General features: G+C 40.2%; 24 protein-coding genes. 13 read left to right on the top strand and 11 right to left on the bottom strand.

Going from position 1 to position 20,519, the window contains the following annotated elements:
• Nucleotides 1–795 precede the first annotated feature (795 nt).
• Both AB4153_RS06070 and AB4153_RS06065 read left to right on the top strand, forming a co-directional pair.
• On the top strand, nt 796–2,160 hold the full coding sequence (locus tag AB4153_RS06070; protein ID WP_102526651.1) for a sodium:alanine symporter family protein: 1,365 nt from the start codon (nt 796–798) through the stop codon (nt 2,158–2,160).
• A 70-nt stretch (nt 2,161–2,230) separates the two neighbouring features.
• Nucleotides 2,231–2,623, top strand: coding sequence for a hypothetical protein (locus AB4153_RS06065; RefSeq protein WP_102526650.1), 393 nt, complete (start codon nt 2,231–2,233; stop codon nt 2,621–2,623).
• 63 nt (nt 2,624–2,686) lie between these two features.
• Here AB4153_RS06065 and AB4153_RS06060 read toward each other — a convergent pair whose 3' ends face one another.
• The 5 genes from AB4153_RS06060 to AB4153_RS06040 all read right to left on the bottom strand — a co-directional run bounded on the left by AB4153_RS06060 (nt 2,687) and on the right by AB4153_RS06040 (nt 5,964).
• A complete protein-coding gene (locus AB4153_RS06060; RefSeq protein ID WP_198589520.1) occupies nt 2,687–2,860 on the bottom strand; it encodes a hypothetical protein in 174 nt (57 codons plus the stop codon).
• 333 nt (nt 2,861–3,193) lie between these two features.
• The gene (locus AB4153_RS06055; RefSeq protein ID WP_102526649.1) at nt 3,194–3,886 is read right to left on the bottom strand and encodes a TorF family putative porin; all 693 of its coding nucleotides are present in this window, start codon (nt 3,884–3,886) and stop codon (nt 3,194–3,196) included.
• A 303-nt stretch (nt 3,887–4,189) separates the two neighbouring features.
• Nucleotides 4,190–4,462, bottom strand: coding sequence for an HU family DNA-binding protein (locus tag AB4153_RS06050; protein ID WP_102526648.1), 273 nt, complete (start codon nt 4,460–4,462; stop codon nt 4,190–4,192).
• Between the two features lie 208 nt (nt 4,463–4,670).
• Nucleotides 4,671–5,468, bottom strand: coding sequence for a response regulator (locus AB4153_RS06045; protein ID WP_102526647.1), 798 nt, complete (start codon nt 5,466–5,468; stop codon nt 4,671–4,673).
• An 88-nt stretch (nt 5,469–5,556) separates the two neighbouring features.
• Entirely contained in the window at nt 5,557–5,964 is a 408-nt protein-coding gene (locus AB4153_RS06040) for a hypothetical protein (protein ID WP_371996714.1), read from the bottom strand.
• A gap of 105 nt (nt 5,965–6,069) precedes the next feature.
• On the opposite strand from AB4153_RS06040, the gene AB4153_RS06035 reads away from it, so the two are divergent.
• The gene (locus AB4153_RS06035) at nt 6,070–6,579 is read left to right on the top strand and encodes a DUF4240 domain-containing protein (RefSeq protein ID WP_229371277.1); all 510 of its coding nucleotides are present in this window, start codon (nt 6,070–6,072) and stop codon (nt 6,577–6,579) included.
• A gap of 106 nt (nt 6,580–6,685) precedes the next feature.
• Here AB4153_RS06035 and AB4153_RS06030 read toward each other — a convergent pair whose 3' ends face one another.
• Nucleotides 6,686–7,012, bottom strand: coding sequence for a hypothetical protein (locus tag AB4153_RS06030; protein ID WP_102526644.1), 327 nt, complete (start codon nt 7,010–7,012; stop codon nt 6,686–6,688).
• Nucleotides 7,013–7,336: 324 nt separating this feature from the next.
• Here AB4153_RS06030 and AB4153_RS06025 point away from each other — a divergent pair, with 324 nt between their 5' ends.
• Nucleotides 7,337–7,867: a DUF3016 domain-containing protein gene (locus tag AB4153_RS06025; RefSeq protein ID WP_229371281.1), complete on the top strand. Its 531-nt coding sequence runs from the start codon at nt 7,337–7,339 to the stop codon at nt 7,865–7,867.
• Between the two features lie 57 nt (nt 7,868–7,924).
• Here the strand turns inward: AB4153_RS06025 and AB4153_RS06020 are convergent, their stop codons facing one another.
• Nucleotides 7,925–9,667 (bottom strand): GGDEF domain-containing protein, encoded by a 1,743-nt coding sequence (locus AB4153_RS06020; RefSeq protein ID WP_371996712.1) that lies wholly within the window; start codon nt 9,665–9,667, stop codon nt 7,925–7,927.
• Between the two features lie 210 nt (nt 9,668–9,877).
• On the bottom strand, nt 9,878–10,189 hold the full coding sequence (locus AB4153_RS06015; protein ID WP_371996711.1) for a prephenate dehydrogenase: 312 nt from the start codon (nt 10,187–10,189) through the stop codon (nt 9,878–9,880).
• Between the two features lie 50 nt (nt 10,190–10,239).
• Between AB4153_RS06015 and AB4153_RS06010 the strand changes: the two genes are divergently transcribed.
• Both AB4153_RS06010 and AB4153_RS06005 read left to right on the top strand, forming a co-directional pair.
• Nucleotides 10,240–11,169 carry a TraB/GumN family protein gene (locus tag AB4153_RS06010; RefSeq protein WP_371996709.1) on the top strand — a complete coding sequence of 310 codons (930 nt, stop codon included), beginning with the start codon at nt 10,240–10,242 and terminating at the stop codon, nt 11,167–11,169.
• Nucleotides 11,170–11,332: 163 nt separating this feature from the next.
• Entirely contained in the window at nt 11,333–12,205 is an 873-nt protein-coding gene (locus tag AB4153_RS06005; RefSeq protein WP_371996707.1) for a MaoC family dehydratase, read from the top strand.
• A 103-nt stretch (nt 12,206–12,308) separates the two neighbouring features.
• On the opposite strand, the gene AB4153_RS06000 is transcribed toward AB4153_RS06005, so the two are convergent.
• Nucleotides 12,309–13,934 (bottom strand): mechanosensitive ion channel family protein, encoded by a 1,626-nt coding sequence (locus AB4153_RS06000; RefSeq protein WP_371996705.1) that lies wholly within the window; start codon nt 13,932–13,934, stop codon nt 12,309–12,311.
• Between the two features lie 105 nt (nt 13,935–14,039).
• Here AB4153_RS06000 and AB4153_RS05995 point away from each other — a divergent pair, with 105 nt between their 5' ends.
• Nucleotides 14,040–14,372: a hypothetical protein gene (locus AB4153_RS05995; RefSeq protein WP_229371291.1), complete on the top strand. Its 333-nt coding sequence runs from the start codon at nt 14,040–14,042 to the stop codon at nt 14,370–14,372.
• Here the strand turns inward: AB4153_RS05995 and AB4153_RS05990 are convergent, their stop codons facing one another.
• A complete protein-coding gene (locus tag AB4153_RS05990) occupies nt 14,373–14,498 on the bottom strand; it encodes a hypothetical protein (RefSeq protein WP_371996703.1) in 126 nt (41 codons plus the stop codon).
• A 219-nt stretch (nt 14,499–14,717) separates the two neighbouring features.
• On the opposite strand from AB4153_RS05990, the gene AB4153_RS05985 reads away from it, so the two are divergent.
• The 6 genes from AB4153_RS05985 (at nt 14,718) to rraB (ending at nt 19,418) form a co-directional block, all read left to right on the top strand.
• Nucleotides 14,718–15,008 carry an ABC-type zinc uptake system zinc chaperone gene (locus AB4153_RS05985; protein WP_371996702.1) on the top strand — a complete coding sequence of 97 codons (291 nt, stop codon included), beginning with the start codon at nt 14,718–14,720 and terminating at the stop codon, nt 15,006–15,008.
• A gap of 77 nt (nt 15,009–15,085) precedes the next feature.
• Nucleotides 15,086–16,348: a hypothetical protein gene (locus AB4153_RS05980; RefSeq protein WP_371996701.1), complete on the top strand. Its 1,263-nt coding sequence runs from the start codon at nt 15,086–15,088 to the stop codon at nt 16,346–16,348.
• Nucleotides 16,332–17,240, top strand: a complete 909-nt coding sequence (locus AB4153_RS05975; RefSeq protein WP_371996699.1) for a metal ABC transporter solute-binding protein, Zn/Mn family — start codon at nt 16,332–16,334, stop codon at nt 17,238–17,240. The genes AB4153_RS05980 and AB4153_RS05975 overlap by 17 nt, the downstream gene beginning before the upstream one ends.
• Nucleotides 17,241–17,244: 4 nt before the next feature.
• Nucleotides 17,245–18,030, top strand: a complete 786-nt coding sequence (locus tag AB4153_RS05970) for a metal ABC transporter permease (protein ID WP_102526635.1) — start codon at nt 17,245–17,247, stop codon at nt 18,028–18,030.
• A gap of 202 nt (nt 18,031–18,232) precedes the next feature.
• On the top strand, nt 18,233–18,964 hold the full coding sequence (locus tag AB4153_RS05965; RefSeq protein WP_229371297.1) for a 1-acylglycerol-3-phosphate O-acyltransferase: 732 nt from the start codon (nt 18,233–18,235) through the stop codon (nt 18,962–18,964).
• A 55-nt stretch (nt 18,965–19,019) separates the two neighbouring features.
• The gene (gene rraB / locus AB4153_RS05960; RefSeq protein ID WP_102526633.1) at nt 19,020–19,418 is read left to right on the top strand and encodes a ribonuclease E inhibitor RraB; all 399 of its coding nucleotides are present in this window, start codon (nt 19,020–19,022) and stop codon (nt 19,416–19,418) included.
• 79 nt (nt 19,419–19,497) lie between these two features.
• On the opposite strand, the gene AB4153_RS05955 is transcribed toward rraB, so the two are convergent.
• Nucleotides 19,498–20,460, bottom strand: a complete 963-nt coding sequence (locus tag AB4153_RS05955) for a sensor domain-containing diguanylate cyclase (RefSeq protein ID WP_102526632.1) — start codon at nt 20,458–20,460, stop codon at nt 19,498–19,500.
• Nucleotides 20,461–20,519: the final 59 nt, after the last annotated feature.

The raw sequence follows: 20,519 nt of genomic DNA, 5'->3' as shown, positions 1-20,519 counted from the left end.
AAATTTCCAACGGAGAATTATCCAGCTTTAGCCTTTGTTTCTAGGCTGCTTCAGTAAGCTACAAAAATCACTAACGCTTACGATGGGGCGTCCCTTCCCCTCGAAAGCTAGCCTGACGTCCTGTCAGGCTCACGCTATTTTCTCTGCGTCCTCAATTCAAATGGAGTCTTTTAAATGCAAGATCTACTAGCTTTAGCTCTTTAAATTATCACCAATATAGTCAAATCGAAGAGACAATAAACCCAGTGTAGATGCGTTCAAGACCTTCGAAAACATGGATGTTTTCGCAGAGCCCACAGGGATGTGTTTACGGCGTGTCTTGGATGTATCTGCACATAAGGTCGCTCTTTCACATCCATGTGATCGCGACATTCAGTTCATCCTGAACATCCCTGCGGCAGGCAATGGATTAGATTGAAGTAATGGTCTTGAGTAACTAGCCCAATTTATATGAGGTATAAAATTGTTGCTCTTAAAACGTTTCTGTCCAGAAACGTGTTACATACCCATGTACGCATAAAAATCCTTTATAAATTATGAAGGCACTGCAATATTAGCAGTGCCTTTTTTATTAAATTAACCCAATCAATATGCTGATTTTATGAGGATATTGGTAAATTTTTAGATGATTATCGTGTTGGTGTTTCCAATTTATGTGTAATGAAGGTAATCTGAATCCTCTTCTATTTGTGTCATGCCAATAGGAGCAATAGTTGCTGATAAACGCTTATGTGATGACAACAACTAAAAATAATGAAAATAACAATAAATACTTAACTCATTATGAGGTTTTCGATGGAACAAGTGACAGCGATTGTAAATACGATAAACGGCATAGTATGGGGCGTTCCCATGCTGGTGATGATTTTAGGAGTGGGATTATTTTTATCCATTGGATTGAAATTAATGCCAATCCTAAAATTAGGCACAGGCTTTAAATTATTATGGTCAGGACGTGATTCTTCTGATGATAAACATAAAGGTGAGATCAGCCCTTTTAATGCGTTAATGACCTCTCTTTCTGCCACAATTGGTACTGGTAATATTGCGGGTGTTGCGACTGCTATTTTCTTAGGTGGCCCAGGGGCACTGTTTTGGATGTGGTGTACTGCTTTAGTTGGGATGGCAACTAAGTTTGCTGAAGCTGTATTAGCGGTTAAGTTTCGCGAAAAAGACGGTAATGGTAATCATGTCGGTGGCCCGATGTATTACATTAAAAATGGTCTAGGCAGTAAGTGGGCTTGGTTAGGTACAGCATTCGCAGTATTAGGTTCTCTAGCCGGTTTTGGTATTGGTAATACAGTGCAAACCAACTCTGTTGCTGATGCTATGAGCAGTAACTTTGGCGTTCCTAATTGGGTTACTGGCGTAGTATTAATGGTATTAGTAGGTGCTGTATTGATGGGCGGTATTAAGCGTATTGCTGATGTTGCTGGCAAGCTGGTGCCGTTAATGACCTTATTTTATATCACTGCGGGTTTAGCTGTATTGGTGGTTTATGCTGACCAAGTTCCTGCAGCATTTCAATTAATTATCCACAGTGCATTTAACCCTGTTGCTGCGCAAGGTGGCTTTGCAGGTGCTGCAGTATGGGCTGCCATTCGTTTTGGTGTGGCGCGTGGTGTGTTTTCAAATGAAGCGGGTTTAGGTAGTGCGCCGATAGCCCATGCGGCTGCGCAAACTAATGAGCCTGTAAAACAAGGCTTAGTGGCGATGTTAGGTACATTCATTGATACCATCATTGTGTGTTCTATTACTGGATTAGCAATTATTGTCTCAGGCGCTTGGACGTCAGGTGAGACGGGCGCTGCACTAACATCATTTGCTTTTTCACATGCGCTGCCAATGGGTAACTATATTGTCGCTGTTGCACTTGCTGTATTCGCATTTACCACCATTTTAGGTTGGAGTTTTTACAGTGAAAAATGCATGCAGTATTTATTTGGTGACAAAGTGGTTAAGCCATTTAGATTAGTTTGGACTTTGGTTGTACCAATCGGTGCCGTCAGTTCACTTGAGTTTATCTGGCTACTTGCTGATACATTAAATGCAATGATGGCAATTCCAAACTTGATTGCACTGGCTCTATTAAGTCCTGTGGTATTTGCATTAACCCGAGAGTACTTCGCGAAACAAAAGGCTAAGGCTTTAGAAAGCTAATTAGCGATTAGGATTATTCAACACGGCATACACAGGGAGTGTATGCCTCTACAGACAAGGAAAACAAACAATGAAAATCTCAACCAAAATACTTCCTTTGAGTGTATTACTTACTGTTTCAATTGTTTTAGGTGGCTGTAACGGTATTTCGTTCAGAACCAATGCTGATGAATATATTACTTATCAAGGCGTTGCATCTACTGTGGATATTTATCAACCTAGTGAGCTGTATAATCATGATAATGAACCTCTTGGTGAAGTGATGACGACTTTTTGCGCTAATACTCAAGAGGCAATCGAATTTGGTGCTCCTAGTATCAATACACTGCACAAAGAATTAAAAGTACAAACAAGAGAAAGAGGCGGAAATGCGCTCATCATTACTGACTGTGGCAAAGTGATTTATCCGGCTTGCTCTATTTATCTAGAGTGCAGTGGTCTTGCATACTTTTTAAAGTCTTAATATTAGGTTGGAGCCGAAGCCTGAAAAGAATTAGCCTGATAACGCTGCAATAGTTTACTCAGGCTAGAATAATTCATCATCTAGATTTTTACGTAATTCTGCTTGTTCTAAATAATCATCTAAACGACGTTTCACTTGTCTTTTCCGTTCAATAATCTCAGCTGAACGCTTATTTCTAGGCGTGACCATTGCTTCAATTTCTGTGTCATTGGGAATGGTTTCTGTAATATTGGCCATCGTTCTACCCTCTATATCATTCTTGACTAACGGTTTAGCGTGAGTCGTAACACCAGTGCTAAATGTAAAGGTAAACCTGCCCTGATTGTTCACAGGTTAGTTTGTGCCGGTAACGTCAATGTTGAATGGAACTGAAAATAGGACGGAAGAATGTCTGCGCTTACACCTCATCAGTCATATATTTTGAATGTAGCAGGTATTTAAATTTTTGCTTAATTGTAGAATCGAAAATTTTATTATTGCCATTAAAAACGCCACTCTGAATGAGTGGCGCTTTTAGTGCTTAACATGCTGTAATCATACTTCCTCAATTGAGAAAGTAATGTTTAAGCCTTATAAACCGAAGCTATATGAGTAACCTAAAACAATTTTAGCGTCATCTTCATCTAAGTCAGTATCAGATGCAGTGAATGACACTGTACCGTAATCTGTATCTGCGCTCAGTGACACATTATATTCAGAGTAGCTATCAGTATCGAACCAGCTCATGATGACATCACCATCAGAGTAGCCGTAATGAACGCCCAGAGACAATTTTTCAGTCAATGGGAACGTTAAGTTAGCTTGTGCATACATCATGTCCGCAGAGTCTAATGGCTCAGCAGCGATATCATCACCACCATTGACAGTGTGAGAGTATGAAACATCTAACCATTTCCATGCTAGACCAACTGTTACTTCACCAAAATCAACACTTCCTGGTGAATCTGGGTAAGCGTAGTAAAGGTAGTTGATGTCATAGCTTAAGTCTTCAGTAATGTTACCACCGTAACCCGCATAGATATCTAGTTCGTAACTTGTGCCATCACCAAAATCGACATTTGAAGCCCAACCGCCAACATAAAAGCCAGAATCAGCAGCGTAATCAATGCCACCTTGCACAGCTGCGCCGTTATCAGTTTGGCTTACACCGCGCCAAAGGTAATTTGATGTCGCTCCGATGTTACCTGTGACTTCTGCTAAAGCAGAACCACTGAGTAATAAACCTGTTGATAGCGCAATAGCTTTATATATCGATGTTTTCATTTTCATTCCCTCAAGTTTTTCTTATCACTGAACTTGTTGCTTAGTAATCGGGCAGCAATGTTCAATGTTGATTTTATCTGTATGAGGTATTGCTAATGGTGTGCCATGTTTGAAATTGCTACATTTTCAGATATTTAGCTGTTTCTGCACCGACTTGTAGCAAAAATGTTGCATGGATATGAAGCAGGGTTGCACTTTTAGTGTGCAAGATTTGTGCGCTATTCCTGTACTTTAAACCTAGTTCTGTAGAAAAAGGCATAAAAAAACCTCCCATGGGGAGGTTTTATAATTCAAGCTGTTAATTTAATTAACGCTATCTTTCAGTGTTTTACCAGCTTTGAATTTTGGTACAGTCGCTTCAGCAATTTGGATTTCTTTGCCGGTTTGTGGGTTACGGCCAGTACGTGCTGCACGAACTGAGGTTTCAAAAGAACCAAAACCTACGATAGAAATCTTGTCACCACTTTTCATGGCTTCAGTAACAGCTTCTTCAAAAGACTTTAGTGCGCGACCAGCTTCAGCTTTAGTCAGCTCAGCATTTTCTGCAATTTTTGCAATTAATTCACTTTTGTTCATGTTGTATTCTCTGCTTTCCATAGATGTGTTTATTTAAAACTAGATTAACATGCCATAAGCCATGGGGGTTTAAAAGCCTTTTATCTGATTAATGTGTAGCGATATGGCATTTTGGCGACATTTAAGGCGTAAAATAGCCAATTGGGCTATTTCATCAGTGAAAATGACTAGTGACGAAGAGCCAAAAGTCATTTACTTTTTGAGCAGGCTATTCTTCTAATAGTTGGTAAAGCAGTTGTTTGACGAGTTTAGGTTCGAAAGGTTTGTCACATAAGGCGTTAACACCGGCACTGGAAACGTTACTTAAATGAGTGTCGTTTGCTTCGGAGGAGACCATTAAAATCGGAATATGTGATTGCTGGCTTTGATTACGAATGTATTGAGTTAATGCTAATCCATCAACACTAGGCATATTGTAATCAGTGATGACCAAATCAAACATTTGTTGTTGCATAAGCTCAATGGCTTTAGCTCCATCTTCGGCTTCACTGATAATTCTTATCCCTAAATTACCTATAGTGCGTTTAATGACGTTACGTGCCATTCGGCTATCATCGACAACTAAAGTTCGGATATCTTGGACATCGAAATGACTCAAATCTAATTCATCATTACTAATGAGGTCGATGGTTGAATTTAGCGCTGTAGCCAAATGGTCTGCATCAAAGGGTTTAGGTAAAATTGCCACGACACCAGATTGTCTGAATATTTCTAATTGCTCACGACGACATTCGCTAGAAACCAGCATGAATTGAATATCTTGATAGGCTGATTTTTGTTTAATAAAACTTAAGAGTTCTGTGGCCTCACCATCTTCAAAATGTAATGCACTAACAATTAAATCAGGTGTATGGCGGGCAATGATGTCTTTAGCTTCAGTAAGATTAGATGCTGTTTGAATGCTATCAACACCTTCTTGGTGTAATTTAGCAATGATGATTTTTCGTTGAACCTCTGAAGGCTCCAACAGCAAAATCGACAGTTCACTGGGTGATAAATGGCTCATGCTACTTCTTCTTTTTTTTGTAATTGAGTCTTATGCTGTGCATTTTAACCTAAGGTTAGCTTTGAATATACTTATAACACCCGAATGGTTAACAAGTTCGCTGCAAGTACTCTTTGGTTTTTTGACTGAATGCGACCCAATATTGAAAGCTGAGAATGAGCAGTACGGTTAAAGCGATTGCTGGAATGGGAAGCTCAGTACCTTGAAACTCTACTTTTACATCTTCAGGGGCGATTTGATAGGCAATGATGGCGGTCGTGGTCAGTGCTAACGCGGCTAATGTTTGAATACCTAAGTAAATTTTAAATACCATGCTAGCCCAATGGGTTCGCTTTATAAGGCCGAAAAGTACCGGGATCACGCCAATAGTAAACAAGTCTATCCCTTGGATGGAGTATGAACGCAATAATGCAAGAATGGATAACAAAACATAAAATGTCATCAGAATAATGAGTCTGCGTGGTGGTTTGGTGCTGATAGGACTGAGTTTATTCATAGCGATTAGATATAGGCTGTAAGGTTTTAGATTTTATGTGGTGTAGAATACCGCGAGAAGAATCAATTTTGTGAGTTGTTTGCAAAAGAATTTAGGAAAAGTGAAATGACAGAAGCTGACTTTTGGTCACTGGTAACCCGAACTGAGCCGCAGCAATCTGAGCAGCAATGCCATGACGCATTAAAAGATAAACTGACGCCACTAGATGATGGATCATTAGCTGCATTCGATAAAATATTCGGTCAACAAATGCGACGCAGTTATAACTGGGATATTTGGGGCGCTGCTTACATCATCACTGGATGTGATTCAGATTATGCCTTTGCTGAATTTAGAGGCTTTATTTTGTCATTAGGTGAGCAGTGGTATAACAAGGTGATTGCTGACCCTGACTGCCTAGGTGATATTGAGTTGTGGCCCACAAAAGACGATTCGGCTTACCCGTTTATTGAAGATTATGATTTAATTGCTGGTCAACTGTATGAAGATAGAACGGGTGATGAGTTACCCTTTATTCCTTCAGGTCAACATACACCACAAGGTAAAAAGTTCAGCACCAAGAAGAAAGACTTAAGAAAGAATTATCCTAAGTTGAGTGCACGTTTTCCGTTTTAAGCTTACCTGTATTATAAAGCTGGACTCTTTTCAAATTCTTGAAGAAAAAATGCAGTCACTGCTTAATCAGTGACTGCATTTTTATTTGTATACGGTAGATGGCTAATTATCCATCACATACTTCTGAGCGTGTATCGAAATCTAAACCACGTTGTTCGCACTTTTGGTCTAAAAACTTACTTTCAGCGGTCTTCATTTGCTTGTCGAAGTCTTGATTTAGCTCGGCAGAGTACTCTTGCTCTGCAGAAGCCATATGTTGAACCATTAATTGACGATGTTCTTTAATCGCTTGCTCTCCTTGAGCATCAACATCAAATTGATAAGCGAAACTAGAAGATGAAACGACTAAAGCAATAAAGAAAGTTGCGGCTAAAGATAGTTTTTTAGTCATACCAGTCGTTGAGAAAGTCGTTTGAGTTGAGATGTTGTTCATATTATTACTCCAGTCATACACGTAGGTTTGTATTGGCGCTAATTCCTTGAGCGATAATTGCAGTGACGCTAACAGAGTTTTGTTTAACAGCTACCTTGTATTGGTACTGTGCGTTTGCTTGGGATGTATATTAGCGAAGCCTTGCTGAATACAAACTGAACAGTGCTTGATGTATTTTTGAGCGTTTAGTTGATTATCTTGTGTCTATATAGGCATATTTCCTACAGCAAAGTTAACTGCTTTACGTTAAGCTGATATACAGGTTAAGTTTTTATACTAGTGGCATAGATTAGGTTTTAGATAGATATAGCCAGGAGACGACAAATGAAAGTTAAACATCTACTTATTGCAGGCGCATTAATGTGTAATGTTGCTATTGCAGATGAAGAAGTGATTGCGAACCCAATGACAGAAGAAGGGGTTGTAAAAGTCGAATGGCAAGAGCCTAAGAAATATCGCGACTTAAAAACGGCTACTGAAGTCAAATCCCGTTTTCAACAACGCTTTTTCGATACGATTACCGAAAATTTGAACAAAGAAGCTGAGAAAGTGCTTAAACCAAATCAAAAGCTTGAAATGCAAGTTTCAGATGTGGATTTAGCGGGGGATTTACGTCCTACATTTGGCGCAACAACTGCCAATGAGCTTCGTATCGTGAAGGATTTATATCCGCCAAGAATGACTTTTACTTACAGCATCACTGAAGGTGATAAAGTGATTATGGCAGGTGACGAGAAACTTATTGATATGAACTTTATGTATGGCACTCATTCAAAACGCAATCAAAAGCCGTTTCAGTATGAATCCACCATGTTAAAAGACTGGCTTAATAAAACGGTTGCACCAAAGCTTTAGGGCTAACATTTATCCCATAGCCAAGTATGCAAACACACTACAAACAGCTTAATTGAATTAAGCTGTTTTTTGTTGGTTATGATTTGAGAAATAAAAGCCATTCTTGGCAAATTTAGCCTGCTTTTTAGCTTCTGCACTGAGCATAGATAATTCATTATCACTGGTTTGTATCGTCAAATTCGGTGATAACACCCCTACGCATAATGAGATCAACGGATGAAGTACTTTTTTATCCTGACGATCATTGGCGTATACGGTTTGCGCTTGCCAGTGTTCAGTAGAGTAATAAGTCCGTTTACTTTTTTCAAATTGCGCAACGATCATTTGAAAGTGAGTAATAGCCTCAGAGCAAGTGCTGATCATCACAAAATCATCGCCGCCAATATGGCCGACAAAGCTATGTTCGTTCTGGTAATGAGTGAGCAGATTAGCAACTTCCATAATGACTTCATCGCCACGTGAAAACCCGTAGATATCGTTATAAGGTTTAAAGTGACATAAGTCGAAATAGGCCAAGTAGAAGGCTTTCTTTTGGGAACGTAATCGTTTCAACTCTTCTTGTATGGGTACATTTCCCGGCAAATTGCTCAAGGGATTAGCGTGCCTTGCGACTTTTATTCGGTATTCTGTTATGCGTTGCAATAAATCTTTTGTGTGGCCAATACCGATAAGTTTACCCTGTCGAAGAATGATAAATTGCTGCGCTACTGTGGTGGAGTGCTCAGAAGTGAGTAATTGGCTGACCGTTGACAATGGCTCGCTGGCATCGATTTGAAAGACTTGCTTATCCATTACCGCACTTGCAGGGTGGTTTTCATGTAACGCTCTGCCATAAGGTGTGCTAAACAACTCTAAAATATGATTACGGCTAACAATCCCTTTGGCTTGTCCATTATCTGCGATAACAATTGCTTGAAGCGCAGGCTGGTTGATGAATTGCTCGCTGAGTTGTTTGAGCTTAGTCTCTGGAGTCGCGATATTAGCAGGTGCACATAGGCTTTCAGCTGTTTCGCAATAGCGATTTTGCGGCGCTAATGGTGCTGATACTAATTCCGAACTCATGTATGTATTGGGTTTGATATTAGGGCGCCCTAACAAATACCCCTGACAATATGTGACTCCCAGTTGTTTCAGCATGGTGAGCTCAGCAGGTGTTTCTATGCCTTCAGCAATTACTTTACAGGTTAGGTTTTGGCATAGTTCCACAATGGAGCGAACGAATTCTTGCTTAACTGGTGTGCTATCTATCTGATGAATAAAATGACGGTCAATTTTGACGTAGTCAGGGGCTAATTCTGACCATAAACGTAATCCAGAATATCCAGCGCCCAAATCATCAATTGCGGTTAAGAAACCTTGGTTACGATAGTGGTTCAAGCAGTCTTTGAGTAAATCGATATCATCTGCGGGATACTGCTCTGACAGTTCAATAACAACATCTTCAGGGCGCAGACCCATTTGTTTAATGAGTTGTAAGGTTAAGCCTTTGGGATGATCAGGATCGAGAAGGGCTTTAGGTGAGATATTGATGAATAACTTGCCTTTCAACTCGCAGGTTTTAAATGCATTAATTGAGATGCTGCGACATAAGGTTTCTAACTCGCTGAGTTTATCCATATGCTCAGCAGTTTTGAATAAAGGCACAGGAGAAAAAAGCGGACTATGTTCAGGGCCGCGGCTCAATGCTTCAAAGCCATGCACTTTCTGGTTAGTGATATTAAAAATTGGCTGAAAAATGGCATTGATAGATTGTTTAGCAATTATCTTATTCAGTTCTTTTTCTAAATCTATAACGCTCATCTAATCAATTCCATAGCAAATTAATTCATCAGTCTATGGCAGGAAAATGACAGAAATATGTCGTTAACAGTGAAATAGAGTTTAAAACCAAAGTATTAAAAGTTATGTCATATATCGCTACTTTTGCATTGGTAGGTTGAGGAAGGGGCATGTAGAACAAATAAAAAAGCAGCCTAATGGCTGCTTTTTTATCTGGGGCTTAAACAACACTTATTTAGTGTTTTGTTTAAATAAATGCAGCGTTTTCAATAACGCTGCAATTTTTTGTACATGAGCTTCAAGCGCTTCAGGTGGAATATGAGTAAGGCCTTGTAGCTCTTCTAACTCATTTGCAAGTTCCTGAACATACGGCAAAAAACGATTACTTTTTTGCGTAAAACCTTGTTCTTCAGTAAAGATTGCCACAAACTTACCATGGCCAGCTTGACGTAATTCGTCGAGTCTTTTATCGGCATCAATGGCTTGACGGTATCCTGTTTGCAGACTTTCTTTTAATTGCTGGATAACTTGGGTATACGGCATGATAGCCTCATTCAACATCATAATATTAAGCTAAATTATAAGGGGCTGGCATGTTACTAACAAGTCAAACGAAGGGAAAAGTGCCAATGATGCAACGCTTTGGAGAAAATAAAAGGCTTAGCGGCATTATGATGCTGGTTTTCCTTTGCCTATCAAGCTTGGTTATCGCTGCAACAGCTTTTGCAGCTGAGTCAGATAAACCGCCATTTTTTAAGGCTACATATCAAGGTAAAACAGTATACGTATTAGGCTCTATCCACATTGGTAAGGCTGACTTTTATCCTTTACCGCTGCAAATTGAACAAGCATTCGTCGATTCAGATGCGCTTGTTATTGAAGCGGATGTGACTAAAGCCAATGTGCAGCAATTATTACAACAATATGGTTTTGCTACTGCGAATAAACAAAGTGATTTAAACCAACGTTATCCTATGTTTTGTGCCAAAAACCAAACCATGTGTGATGGTCTTAAGCCTTTGGCTACCTGGCTTCAAGCAAACCAAATTGGAGTCGCTCGGTTTGCATCATTGGGCTTTAGCCCAGAAGCTGGTGTTGATGTCACGTTTGTTGCGAGAGATCTGAGTAAACCGCTACTTGAGCTTGAAAGTGTACAGTTTCAATTTGATTTGATTTCATCATTTTCTGATAAGACCCAACAACAGTTACTCGATGAAGCGATTAATGCGACTGACGAGGATATGTTGGCGTTGATTAATGCATGGCGCAGTGGCGATCATAAAGCGATAGCCGACATAATGGAGGATCAAGCGGAAGACTCGGATGAATTGCTCGATAAGTTGCTGTGGCAAAGAAACCACACTATGAGTAAACGTATTTTCGACATTCTCGCTGAATCCGATTACCAAACCTTATTCGTGGTGGTGGGCGCAGGTCATGTTGTTGGTCAGGAAACCGTTCCACAATTATTGCAACAAGCGGGTGCGACCGTTATCGATTGTTGGGATAAGCAGTGTGACTAGAGTGTAAATAAAAAATATTTTATATGTTGGAATAACAGCCTAAAACGTATTTTTTTTACTGATGTATTACAAGTCGATGTATAATATCGATATTGAAACAATTGTGACGCAGTATTTAGTCAGTCTAAATACTGCGTTTCACTTAATACAGAAAGGGTGCTCTTTGAGTCACGATTACTCTATAGAACTAGCTTCGATGCCATCGTTGTTGTCACTATATCGAAAAATATTACTCACGCGTAAACCGGGTTGGGATCAGCAACCTTTGCCGAATGTTTATGTTCAGGCTAAAGGTATTAATGTTGCTGACAAAAAAGTCCGTCAATATGCAGATGTCTGTGAGTTCGATTTTGATGGCAAGGTATTACCGCCAACGTTCTTGTACGTACTTGCCTTTAGATTGCATGCAACTGTTTTTACTCATAAAGCGATTACCTTCCCGCTTTTAGGGATGATCCACTTAAAAAATAGCATTAGCTTGTATCGTCCAATTAATGTTGATGAAACCTTTGATGTTCAGTGTGAGCTCACCTCAAGCAAAACCACTGACACAGGGCTAGAGTTTGAATTAGCCTCTAAAATTTATGTGGGCGAAGAGTTAGTGTGGGAAGCATTATCAACTTATCTTTATCGTATTGAGTCAAAAGGGCGCAGAGCAAGACCACCACGTGGCTCAGATATGGTTTGGGAAGATGCACTCACTTGGAAATTACCTGAAGACTTAGGCCGACAGTATGCCAAAGCATCAGGGGATTATAATCTGATTCATTTGCACCCCATTGTGTCCAAACGATTTGGTTTTGAAAGAGTGCTGGCACACGGAATGTGGTCTAAAGCGCGTTCTTTAGCGGCGTTAATGCAGTTTATTGGCGAGCGTCCATTTAAAGTCGATGTGGAATTTAAGTTACCCGTGTTTATGCCATCTGAAGTGACATTTGCATTTGAAAGTATGGAAAACGGTAAGCGTTTTGAAATGCGAGATATTAAAGGTCGCCGTCCACACTTATTAGGCTCGATGACCTACTTAGATAAATAGTTTGAGTAACTTGTTTAGATGAGTAAGTTTACGCTTGCAGTTAATCATTAAAAAGCCCGAGCAGATAGCTCGGGCTTTTTGTATTGTTAGATAAGCTGCAGGCTTAATCTGCAGATTTTTCGTGGTAAATATGCACATCGCGTTGTGGGAAAGGAATACTGACTCCTTGTGCATCAAATTGCATTTTCACTTCGCGAGTAATGTCCCAATATACATCCCAGTAATCGAGGGGGGCAGCCCATGGTCGAACAATGAAATCCACTGATGACTCGCCAAGTGTATGTAGCTTAATCATAGGCTCAGGGAACTGTTTAACCTTAGGATGCGCCATCACGATATCTGTTAATATCTTTTCTGCTTTAGGGATGTCATCCCCATAACCAATTCCAAATGTCATATCAACACGGCGCTCTTGCTCTACAGTGATGTTATTAATGGTGTCGCCCCAAATTTTATTATTTGGAATGATCAGTCTTTGGTTATCTAAGGTTTTCACCGTGGTCGATACAAGGCTCATATGGCTGACGCGACCCGTTACACCTGCTGCGTTAATTAGGTCACCGACATCATAGGGACGATAAATTAGAATCATCATGCCTGAAGCAAAGTTTGATAATGTATCTTGCAATGCAAAACCAATAATTACACCCGCGATACCAAAACCTGCGAGCAATGGTGCTAATTCAAACCCAAGCTGAGATAAGGCAATCAATAGACCTAAAGCATAAATCACATTGCCTGAAATCGAAGTAAAGAAGTCTTGCAGCAAAATGCTAAATTGCAACTTAGATGAGTTGACGGCTTTACGAACCACCTTTCTCACGAGTTTGGCAACCAAGCTGGTAAGGAAAATAATGATCAAGAAGATGACGATTTTAAACGTCATCCCTGCGCCATTTTCCAAGGCTTGATTTTTAGCGATGGTCATCCATTCTTCGATAAGACTTGAGGCGACATCAAAGTTAAGAACGTCTTGAGTAATATCACCAGATACACTGAATAATGTTTGCTTGATTTGAGTCGTGTCTTGACCAAGAGCTTCGAGCATTTCGACCGCAACATTCAAGCTTGAGGTGTGCATTGCTAAGCGATCTTTAAGTAATGAAACCTTACTCTTCTGTTCAGCACTGACATCTGCTCCAGCATTAGATGCATCGGCTACCGCTTTTTTTAGCTGTGCTTGGGTGTAAGTGACTAAGCTTTCAAAGTAATCTGCTCTCAGCAACACTTCTGCTGTTAAAGCTGCTTCAGCATTATCAACACTGATATTCAGTAGTTTGCCCCAAGCGATAGTTTCGAGTTCAGCTTGTAAATAATGATCTCGGTCTTCTTCACGTTTGATAATTTGTTGCATAATGACTGCGTCATTATCTCCACCAAGCTTCAATTGGAGTTCAGTGGTTCTTTCATCGATGTATTGGCCGACTTTATCAAGAAAGATTAATTGCTTATTCACTTGCGGAACTAAGTAAGCTAAATCGGGTTCTGGCTGATTAACTAGTGTAGCGAGCTCTTGGCGTAATAAATTGGTTTTATGACGAATGCGATATTCACTGACATCTTTAAGCTCACCTTTAGCTGTTTTAAGCCAAGCGACATCAGTATCAATGGTGTTTTGTAATTGTTGAATTTTTTTGCTTGTTGCTGGTTCAACTTCAGCAGCAAAGCTATTACCAGAAAAGCTAATTAAGCTGATGAGACAGCAAATAACAAACAGAATTCTTGGCATGATTAACGTCCTGTAGAATGGTAGAACGCTAATGATAAGTTATTGGATGAAGTTTGACGATAATTTGCTAAACTTACGCACTTTTTATTTTTAGATAGGCTATCTATGGCTGCCTTACAGTGTGCACATTGCCACAAACCTATTTCGGTCAGTAAAGTTACTGGAACACGCGGCAAAGGGTTTTCGGCGCAAATACAATGTTATCATTGTCAGGCGTGGTTAGGACGTCATGGAATTCTAACGATACTAAAAGTGATTGGTTTTTATACTGCAGTAATCGCTGGTGTGACGGGGTATTTTGTTGAAGGATTAGCAAATATTATCACCCCCGTTATTATGCTATCGCTAATACTGACGGGGGTAACGCATTTGATGGACCACCTGCTGGTTATTGAAGCGCCTGAAGAAGACGGCAAACCAACAGATGAAATCAAATAATTAGTCTACAACTTGAACTTGGTTTTCTAGTGCTGCTTCAACATAATAAATGCCACCAAGCACAACAACGCCAATGATGAGCATTGTTATAATAATACCGATGTTGTCTTTGAGTAAATTCATCATAGTTAAATCCTCTGTCTTGGCTGACTAAGCTGCTATATATGGCTAATATTTTAGCGTTTTCAGCTTAAGCTAATCTTAAAATAGCATAACGATGAATGGCATAAGTTGCTATGGTGCGTCACGTTTTTTTATTTAAAGTGATTTGTAACACTCTATTGGTTGCTTTTTTTTGTAATCTTTTTAAGATAGCACTGATTTTTTAATCCAAGGATGAGTTTGGTGCATAGATTTAGACCAATAAAGCGCAGTGTTGTGGTATGGCTTTCAGCCATGCTAGTACTACTGTCGTTTGCGGCTTCTGCACATAACGTGATCCATGACCATGATTCATTAAGTACTAGCTGTACTTTATGTGTCCATCAACATCAGTTTAATGCTGCACTTCCCTCAACCGAATTAAGCATCGCCATTGTTCGTCAGCACTTCGAGTCTGTCACATACAACTGTCGAACTTATAGCAGTGTTCACCAATCGCTTTACCATAGCCGCGCGCCCCCTTTTTTCTCTTAATCTAGCAACGTTAACCTTAATTTTTTATTCGACTATCACAGATGATGGACGAAGACTTGTTGTATTTTGGAGATAAAATGTCTTATTTAAACAAACGCCTTTCTTTAGTTGCAGTTGCCTGCGCATTCGCTTCAACTCATGCTTTTGCTGAAGATTCTAGCTTAACAAACCCTAACATTAGTGCGGTTCTTGATGGTTTTTATCAGACTGGAGATCGTGGTTTAGGTGGGCGTGAAGAAGGCTTCGGTTTGGGCGAAACAGAGCTGGCGATTAGTGCAAACATTGATGACATGTTTTACGGAAAAGTGACCGCGATTTTAGAGTCGCACGACGGTGAAACTGAAATTGAATTAGAAGAAGCGTTTATTCAAACTATGGGGCTTCCTGCTGGTTTAGGTATTCGTGCTGGTCGCTTCCTATCTGATGTTGGTTACTTAAATAATCAGCATTTACATACTGATTCATTTGTTGACCGTCCAGGTGCTTATCGTGCGTTCATGGGTAATCATTATTTTGATGATGGTGTGCGTCTAACTTATGTTGCTCCGACTGATCTATATTGGACTATGGGTGTTGAAGTCTTTAAAGGCGACAAAATGCGCGCTGCTGATATGTATGAAGAGCATGAAGAAGAAGGGCATGACGAGGAAGAACATGAAGAGCATGGACCACGAGAGTATGACACTGTAGGTGTGTATTCTGCTTTTACTAAATTCGGTGGTGACATTGGTCATTCAAGCTCTTGGCAGGTTGGCTTAAGCTACTTATATAATGCCAATGGTAAGGTAATGGTCGTAGAGGGTGAAGAGGAAGAAGGTCATGCTGATGAAGAACATGATCATGAAGGCCACACTCATAGCGCATCTTACACGGGTGAAAATACTTACATCGCAGATTTTGTTTATAAATGGGCGCCAAACGGTAACTACAAATACCAACATTTAACAGTGAGTGGTGAATACTTCCGAGTGACGGATACTTTTTCGTTTGAAGAAGGCGACCATGGCCATGAAGAGGAAGATCATGATCATGAAGAGTCTCATGGCGATGATTATTTTGAAGGTTGGTACTTAAGTGGTGTTTATCAGTTCTCTCCTCATTGGTCTGCAGGTGTTCGTTACGGTGAAGTTGATACCTATGAACTTCATGGCGACCATTTAGATCCGCAAAAACTGAAAGAAACTGAATTAAGTTTAGCTTGGCATCACAGTCATTTCTCTACTGTCCGTCTACAATATACTAATCAAAAAGGTACAAACTTTGATGGTTTTGAAGACGACAACATTGTCTCACTTCAGTATGTTATGACATTAGGAGCTCACGGTGCGCATCAATTCTAAAAAACTCATTGTGATGGGGGCGCTTTGTAGTGCCTTTTTGACAAGCGCGGCGAATGCCCAGTTAAATGTGTTTGCTTGTGAGCCTGAATATGCAGCCTTAGCGCAAGAGATTGCGCCAGAAGCTAAAATTTATTCAGCGACAAGTGCAATGCAAGATCCGCATTTGGTTCAGGCAAGACCTAGTTTGATCGCTAAGATGCGTCAAGCTGATCTTGTTGTATGTGCGGGAGCTGACCTTGAAATTGGTTGGTTACCTATGCTGCAAATGAAAGCATCGAATAATAAAGTGCGTTCAACCGATAACGGTTTATTCTACGCAGCTGAGCATATTGATACCTTAGATAAACTTGAACATGTTGATCGTTCTATGGGAGATGTCCACGCAAAGGGCAATCCACATCTGCACTTTGATCCTCGTAGAATGTTACAGGTGGCTAATGCATTGTCAGAAAAAATGGCGGCATTAGACCCTGAAGGTGCAGCAGGTTATCAGGCAAAACTTACCGATTTCACTGACCGATGGCAGCAAGCTATCCCTAAATGGGAAGAGCAAGCGGCGGGTTTGAAAGGTAAAAAGGTGATTGCGTACCATTCAAGCTTTCGTTACCTGTTTAACTGGCTAGGCATCGAACAAGTGGCTGACTTAGAACCTAAACCTGGCATTCCACCTAGTAGTAGCCATTTAGCAAAATTGGTTAATCGTAGCCAAGAAGGCGATGTGATGGCGATATTAGTGACATCTTATCAAGATGAGCGTGGTGCTAATTGGCTGGGTGAACGCACGGACTTACCTGTGCTAATTCTGCCTATGTCAGTGGGTGGCAACAGTGATAGCACAGATTTGTTTAGCCTTTATGATAGCGTTATAACAATGCTTACAGAGGTTCAATAAACTTATGCTAGATCTCGATTTGCTACCTATTTTAATTCCTGCATTTGTTGCTGGCTTACTAGTACTGTCTACTCATGTTGTATTAGGTCGCCAAGTATTAAAACGTGGGATTATCTTTATTGATTTGGCCATTGCTCAAGTGGCTGCTTTAGGTGCAATCGTATCGCATATGGACCACAGTATTGAGGAACTCCCTTTTTCTCATGTGTGGATGCCTGCGTTATTTGCATTGGTGGGTGCAGGTTTTATTGCTTGGTTATCTAAAAGATTTGCTGATGAACTTGAAGCGATTATTGGTTGTTTTTATGTGCTGAGTGCGGTGGCAGCCATGTTGCTGCTATCGAATGATCCTCATGGTGCTGAGCTATTAAAACAGCTAATGTCGGGGCAAATATTATGGGTTAACTGGTCTCAGCTCGTCCTGCCAGCCATTGTTTCTGCCGCTATATTGGCGTTAATCGTGATGAAACCACAAGTGTTAGACGGTGCAGGTTTTTACTTCCTGTTTGCCATTGTCATAACACTTTCGGTTGAGTTGATTGGCGTCTACTTGGTCTTTAGTACCTTAATCCTTCCTGCCTTGGCACTGAATAAGTACCAAGGAAAAGGATTATTGGCACTTGCCTATGTGGTTGGATTTGTTGGATACATTGCAGGGCTTATACTTTCGGCCACTTATGATTTACCGAGTGGCGCCGCGATTGTAGCTGCGTTAGCTATGAGTGCGATTCTAATGCGAGTATTCCTGTCGATGAAGGCGTCAAAAACGGCTTCATCCCTAAGCAACTAAATACTCAAATCAGCAACACACTCAATAAAATCCGAGTCAAACTGTATAATTAATGATGCGTTAATGTTTAACGCATCATTAATTCATCTTGGCTGGTGTATAATCATTTAAGCTTACAATTGTAAACTGAAATCAAACAAATCATTGAGTCCAGCATCCGTGCTGGCTATACTGTCGCCACTTTCTTCGCAGGAGCCTGCTTGTGCTGTTAATTGCTCGTTCAATTATTCTTGCAGTGTTATTAACACTGGCGTTTTTTTTCGCAATCATCCTTTGTATTGTCAGACCAATGCATCGTGATAATGTCCATGTTATCGCTCGCATTTTTTCATCCGTTGCCCCAATCCTTGGCATTAAAGTCATTACTCGTCATGCAACAGAAGAAAACCCGAAAGAACCTAAAATCTATTTAGCGAATCATCAGAATAACTTTGATTTATTTACTCATACTTCAGCTGTTCCAAAAGCGACAGTGAGTTTAGGTAAGAAAAGTTTGGCGTGGATGCCGCTATTTGGGCAAATTTACTGGTTGTCAGGTAATATTCTGATTGACCGTAAAAATCGTCATAGTGCCTTTGATACCATGGCTAAAACAGTCGAGAAAATGAAAAACAAACTATTATCAGTTTGGATTTTCCCTGAAGGAACCCGTTCACGAGGGCGTGGTTTATTGCCATTTAAAGTAGGTGCATTCCACACAGCTATCGCAGCTAAAGCATCAATAGTCCCAGTACTGGCGTCATGTCAAAACCACATTAAATTGAACCGTTGGAATAACGGTGTGGTGATTGTGGAAATGATGGCACCGATGTCGACTGCAAATGTGGATAAAAGTGATGTTAAAAAGCTTTGTGCTAAGGTGCATGAGGCAATGTCAAAGCGTTTAGCTGAATTAAATCAAGAAGCATCGGCATTAATGGCTAAACCTCAGTAGATTTATCACGTATAATTAGCGATTAGCCGCATTATTTTGTTAACGGAGTTACTCCATGTCTATTGAAGGTCTTTTAAAAGAGCAGTTTGCTGAGAACCGTGAAATTATCCAAGCTTTGCTTGCTGATGGTTCGCAAGCCGATGCCGAATATACGATTGAGCATCACTTTTCATCGACTAATTTTGACCGTTTAGAAAAAGCGGCGGTTGATGCATTTAAACTTGGTTTTGAAGTGAATGATGCTGAAGAGATGGAGCTAGAAGATGGCTCAATCATTTTCTGTTTTGATGCAATTGCTAATCACGCACTTGAAGCTGACTTGCTAGATAAAGCTTGTGAGCAACTGATGCTTTTAGCGCAAAAGCAAAAAGTGGATTATGACGGTTGGGGAACCTTCTTTGTCGGTGACGAAGATGAGCTTGATGAAGAACAAGATGAAGAAGATGAGTTTTAATTAACTTGTTTCTGAAAAATCATAAAAAGCCCACTCAAATGAGTGGGCTTTTTATTGATAACTATGGAGGTATTCGCTTCTACTTGGTTTTATAAACCGAAGTTTGGTTACGGCCATTTTCCTTTGAAAGGTATAAGGCCTTGTCTGCTCCTGATAACCAACTAGCACTATTTTTGGTGTCTTCTGACAAGGAATTGACCCCAATACTGATGGTGACTTTGATGATTTGGTTCTTATAAACCACTTGTGATGATTCGACTTTTTTACGCAAGCGTTCAGTGAAGTATTTCGACTCGTCAGCACTGGTATTCGTTAGCACCACTGCAAACTCTTCACCACCATAACGTCCTGCAAAGTCTGTTTCACGTAAAGATTGTTTTAAGATATGGGCTATATTCTGAATGACTTTATCACCAGCAGGGTGACCATACTTATCGTTAATTTGTTTGAAATTATCGATATCAATCATAATCATGCTGCCGTTTTCACCATAACGCGCAAAGCGTTCATATTCTTTTTCAAAACACTCTTGCCAGTGACGACGGTTAAACAGTTGGGTTAAGCTGTCAGTCTGGCTGAGTTTTTCTAATTGCTCATTGGCCGCTTTGAGTTGTAGCTTATTAATCGCCACATCAGTCACGTCATAAACAATGATACTGATATGGGTTATGTTGCCGGTGAGCGAAGCCAAGGGCAGCAGGGTGATATTCTGATACATGTGATCAGCACGACCTGTGATTGGGCGATAGTTTTTAAACTCAAAGACGTATGGGCGTTGTTCCCAGCTAATAAACGAGCGGTTTTTAAGTAAAAAAACCGATTCCATTTTTTGAGTTAGCCATTCATTAGGCAAATCTGGAAAAGTTTCAAATAGGTTTTTGCCTTTAATGGCATTAGGCGATACGCCACTATGGTTTTCCATAAACCCATTCCACAACTGGATGTTGTAATTACGATCTAATACGACCAAGCCAACCTCTATGGTTTGCACCATATCAATAAGCCAGTGAAGTTCGTTCATTGCATTTTGATCAGTAGACATGAGTTAACATCCAACTTTCTTTATTATTTTAATTATTTGCGAATGTGTTATTCGCTAAA

It is taken from the genome of Shewanella sp. 10N.286.52.E4 (assembly GCF_041468785.1).
GTDB classification, from domain to species: Bacteria; Pseudomonadota; Gammaproteobacteria; order Enterobacterales; family Shewanellaceae; genus Shewanella; species Shewanella electrodiphila.
Note: the sequence above shows the minus strand (reverse complement) of the source record. Positions and strands in the feature narration are given on the sequence as shown.